The 4540-nt window shown below is 52.0% G+C and carries 4 protein-coding genes; 2 read left to right on the forward strand and 2 right to left on the reverse strand.

Features of this window, described 5'->3' with window-relative positions:
• The first annotated feature begins 325 nt into the window (after positions 1-325).
• Positions 326-769 carry a MepB family protein gene (locus tag FJV47_RS11845; RefSeq protein WP_159613282.1) on the forward strand — a complete coding sequence of 148 codons (444 nt, stop codon included), beginning with the start codon at positions 326-328 and terminating at the stop codon, positions 767-769.
• Positions 770-785: 16 nt separating this feature from the next.
• Here FJV47_RS11845 and FJV47_RS11850 read toward each other — a convergent pair whose 3' ends face one another.
• Together FJV47_RS11850 and FJV47_RS11855 are read right to left on the reverse strand one after the other, a co-directional pair.
• The gene (locus FJV47_RS11850; protein WP_159613284.1) at positions 786-1982 is read right to left on the reverse strand and encodes a type II toxin-antitoxin system HipA family toxin; all 1197 of its coding nucleotides are present in this window, start codon (positions 1980-1982) and stop codon (positions 786-788) included.
• Positions 1979-2179 carry a helix-turn-helix transcriptional regulator gene (locus FJV47_RS11855; protein ID WP_159613286.1) on the reverse strand — a complete coding sequence of 67 codons (201 nt, stop codon included), beginning with the start codon at positions 2177-2179 and terminating at the stop codon, positions 1979-1981. The genes FJV47_RS11850 and FJV47_RS11855 overlap by 4 nt, the downstream gene beginning before the upstream one ends.
• A gap of 1486 nt (positions 2180-3665) precedes the next feature.
• Here FJV47_RS11855 and FJV47_RS11860 point away from each other — a divergent pair.
• Positions 3666-4091: a hypothetical protein gene (locus FJV47_RS11860; protein ID WP_159613288.1), complete on the forward strand. Its 426-nt coding sequence runs from the start codon at positions 3666-3668 to the stop codon at positions 4089-4091.
• Positions 4092-4540 lie beyond the last annotated feature (449 nt).

The following is a 4540-nucleotide window of genomic DNA, read 5'->3' on the forward strand; positions in this document are numbered from 1 at the left end:
GCGACAAGGAAAAACTATACACAGGTTTTGGGGGTCGTGCAAATCGGTGGGGTACTTTGCAACGGTGACCGTGCACACATGATTCAAAACTGTCTTGCCCGTCGATGCATCAGTGCATTTCGAATGCAAAGGATCCTGTCCAGCGGTCGCACGAACATGAATGCGCCCTACTCCAACTTTGAAACCGGACTACCCATCGGTATGGGTCATTAGTCTCGGAACGAGAATGTTTCTAGCTCCGCAACGTCAGCCGATTGGGGAATCGGCATCAACGATCTTAGGATGATCAGAACCCGCAAGCTTGCCAATCCAGTGAAGTGATGTCTTGAAGTACACCGCATTAGAAGAGTATTGCGTGCTCTCCAGAGAGAAGCACGGCGTAGTGACCCCCGAAGAACAGCAAAGTGACTATGAGGCAGGTGTCGCTGAGCTCGATGGGCAGCTGTGGCGAATTCGAACTGCAAGGATTACGCCAACGAAGTCAGGTGGATTCGTTGCCATTTGGCGTCGAGACGAAACTGGGACAACCACTCCTTTTGAACCCGAGGCAGAACTGCAAGGCCTTATGGTTTTCATCAGCGAAGACAATCGCTTCGGTGTTTTCCGCTTCACTATGCAGCACCTCGAGCGCCTCGGCGTCCTCGCATCTGCATCAGCTCCGGGCAAGCGCGGCTTTCGGGTGTATCCCTCATGGACTTCCGCGCTCAAAGGACAAGCGAAGAAGAGCCAAGACGCACAGCTAACTGCGTTCTCGGCGCTTACCAATTAACTGGTCTCGCAGGGCATTACTGTAACTCCATACCTCGGAACCTCAGCTCTCTTTGAGCTCCGCGCAATGGCGAGCCATCAAACGGAAGCTCGCTGAGATCTACCATTGTTGCGGCCTTCAGTGCGAGCTGATTTGCAGACTGCGCAGCACGGTCAGTCAGTCCAAGCTCTCCTGCAAGTTCAGCCCAATGTTTCTTCTTCAGATTCTTGTCTTTTCCTGCAACGGTCAGCGCCATGGTGTTATCGCCGTAGACCAACGTACAAGGGATGTCGTAGATCGGCGCAACGCTGAAGCGTCCATGTTCATCGGCCAGGATGGAAACGTTCTTTCCATGCAAGTCACCGTTTCCCGTTAGCCAGGCGAAGACAAACTGTAGGTATAGATTGCGCCTGGCAATCACCGGTGCCTGACACTGTAGGGCCAAGGACTCGATAACCTGTTCGGTACTCACGGCATACTTGCTTGCCGGTGGTTGGTTCAATACCTGCATTGCATCTTCCAATGCCATGCGCGTGGGAGAATCCACCGTTACAGTGAACAAACGATCGAACCTCTCAACTAACAGACCAGGGCACTGTTTCGAATCCAGAACTAGCCAATTGTTAGCGACTGGTAGTTTGAGCGCTTTTGCCGCTTTCAAGTGGTGCGCTTCGTTAACTACCAAATGCTGGTGGTCGCGAGGATCGAGCTTGAGCAAGTAGGCGCTGTTTTTGAAATCCACTGGTGTTGTCAGCATCGTTGCACTGATCTTGTCTTGCACGCCAGGGATCGAGTGGCGATCTAGCGTCCGCGCGAGAGCAGAGAAGTCGAGGTTGTCCGTGTTGCTGAATTCAGCAACCACGGGAGTCTGTTCCAAGGCCGATCCAGACGGAACTACGCGAACATTTCCAGGAGTATCCGAGCCGACAGCCATGAGCAGAGTCAGCTCATCAGACAGGCTGGTCTTAGTTGCGTCTTTAAGGACAGTGAGTCGGTGACCTTCTGGCAATAGACCTGAGAAGAATGTCGGCAGGGCCCCGCCAGGGCCGACATATGGCTCCGCAGTAGGAAGCAAGGTTGTCGCAATGGCCGCTCCCCCACCTACTAAGTAATCTGGATAGTAGGTGAACGCTACACTTCCATCGGCCCTTCGAGCGAGCTCACCCGCAAGCGTCTCATTGCAATAAACATCTGCTCGCGCAACCCGTTTGAGTTCTTGAAGATCCACGGTCATTTGGCCACTACTAATCGCAGGCCCAGCACGTTCACGACGGACAGTACAGCCTCGATGGATGGATTACCGCCACCTCGCTCAATTGACCGTAAAGTTCGTTCAGAAATGCCGGCTAATTCAGCCAGCTGTTCTTGAGTTAGACCGTTCAGTTTTCTGGCGCGTTGCAATTCAGCGCCAAGCTCCTTAGCCGAATCCAAACCAACCTCGCTTCCGGCAGTATTTCGCCGATAATCCGCATCCTTGCCTCAATCATTCACTATCGAACTCGATTCGGCAAGAACTTACCGAAATTAGGGATAGGGGGCTAGTTTCGAACCGGAACTACCGAGAACGGCAAAATACTGCCGTGCCAGTACCATCACATTGGACATGTGCGCGCAAAGCTACAAGTGTGAGTAGCTATCTAGAGCACTGGGCCAGTACAACTTGAGCCACTTCATTCATCGATCCGCTCCAAAAGGTCACTGCACCAAAGCGCAAGCCGAAAAGGGGCTGGCAATATCTGGTGTCACTGGACTCGATTCTGTCCCGAGATTTCGGTATATAACTGACTTACCTATGGGTACCAGTTGTCTTCATCGGCGCCCTGCCAATAGACAAAACCAGCCGCCGCACCGCCCGGTTGACACTGACGGTGCGATCCCAACAGCGCGTACGGTCTCAATATGCTGACGAAAAACTATTTCTTGAATTGACCCCTACCCCAAGCGATGCCACTTCCCTAGTCCGCAGGTTGGTAGATAGCCATAGACCGCCGAATGATACCCAGCGGGAATCGCTAGTTAGATGGCCCGGCTTTCAGTGCTGCCAGCAACTGCTGCATCAAAGGCCTTTTCGTCACAGTCACCGCAGAAACAGCAAGCTCCCCAACCAGAGTCAGCTCATACCCTTTTAGATGCGCTTCACGCCCAAGAGCAGCACGCTGAACTTCAGGACTGATGTCCTGCTAGTCCGTAGAAACACGAACATAGCCCAATATTTTGAGAGCCTCACTAGATGCATCCTTCATGAAGCAACCACATAAAAACCTTCACCCCCAGCTAAGGATTAGCGGTAGAACTTCGCCAAGCATCCTACAAAGGTAGTATTTACAGATTCTGGAAATAAGGTATACGCTCGCATCAGACCGTTAAAGGCCAAGTCCAAGGAAAGATTCACATGTTCAAATCAAAATTCTTTCGAATCTCCGCAGCGGTTTCAGTATCCTGAGCCCTAGTTCTAACGCCACTAGCAGCCAACGCATCACCCGTAACGACAGCCCCAGTTCAGTGCGCGAGCTCAAGAACGCTTCGAGCATTCCACTGTCATTGTCAGCGAACGACTGGAAAGAATTCGCCCGGCGAGCTTCTACTGCTACCGACGCATCTTCGGCACAAGTAGCAAAAGCCATGGCAGCACGAAAATCTCGATCCAGCAACTTCGCTCGGCCAGCGAATATCATCACGTCTCTAGCCAAAAAAGCAACTATCGTTGCGCTGCGATACAGTACTGACAAGTTACCCAAAGCTATGCGGCCCTATGCGAAAAAATGCCAGCTTCCTCGAAGATCTCGAAAACTGGTAAAAAGGACCCCTCATCACCGGCCTCATGGCTCTCGGTATCCCATATTACGTAACGGCGGCAACTGCAACCTGGGTTGTCATCTTCGCAAGGGTATAAACAAGCCAACAACATAAGGTACAAATGAGCACACTGAAAACATCAGAAAAGTTCGGTTTCGGTCTATTTCTATCGCTCGTGACACTTGCCGCTGGATTACCAGTACTACTGGGGTTTTTCGCGCCTCTATGGTTCCCTCAAGCCGGTTCCCCCAAACACGGGGTACTTCTCTGGTCACCACTACTGACCATAGTTTTTGTTTTGGTGATCCTGGTGCTAGGCGAAATATCGGATCGGATCGTACTCAAAGTATTTAACAGCGCAAGCAAGATCGCGACCCAAGCATTGCAGACACTTCTGTCGTTTATCGTCATGCTCGGTTGCTATCGATTAGTAATGACCGAATACGAAGGCGCACTGCTAGCATCTGCCACCGCAACGGTGGGATACCTGGTTCTGTCACCGCTAACCAACAAGATGGCAGAAAAAGCACCGAGGACCGACCCGTAAGGCAAAGCGCCTCCTACTCACGAAGATGAAAAGTACGGGTAAGGCATCGGCTGATGTCTTGCCCGTATTCTTCTCTAAACCTCAATCCGGTCAACGCTGAACATATAGGGGGCGCTTGTTGTACGACTACAAACAGGTATAGGGGTCGAGCCACGTAGCTCAACCCCCATCAACAACAGCCAATAGCCAACGGCAACCAACAGCCTGACAACCGCACTGTTGCCGTCAGGATCAGCACCGGCGCCGCCGGCAGGAACCAGTTGCTGGCGTCCGGTTGGTCAATGGTCTTAAACAAGAAAAGGAGCCAAGCTTGATGCTTGATCCCTACCCCAACAACAACCAACACCAGCACCAGCACCAGCACCAAAGTGCTGGTTAAACGGGTGAGGCCCTGAACACTTCCGTGTCCAGGGCCTCAAACCACACATTATTAAGTTAAGTCCGGCGGT

Origin of the sequence: Glutamicibacter sp. JC586 (assembly GCF_009805585.1) — a bacterium.
Lineage (GTDB): Bacteria > Actinomycetota > Actinomycetes > Actinomycetales > Micrococcaceae > Glutamicibacter.

Excerpts from the sequence above, each read along its gene's own strand:
- FJV47_RS11850 (WP_159613284.1), bottom strand. The coding sequence starts at position 1,982 with ATGACCGTGGATCTTCAAGAACTCAAACGGGTTGCGCGAGCAGATGTT.
- FJV47_RS11860 (WP_159613288.1), top strand. The coding sequence starts at position 3,666 with ATGAGCACACTGAAAACATCAGAAAAGTTCGGTTTCGGTCTATTTCTA.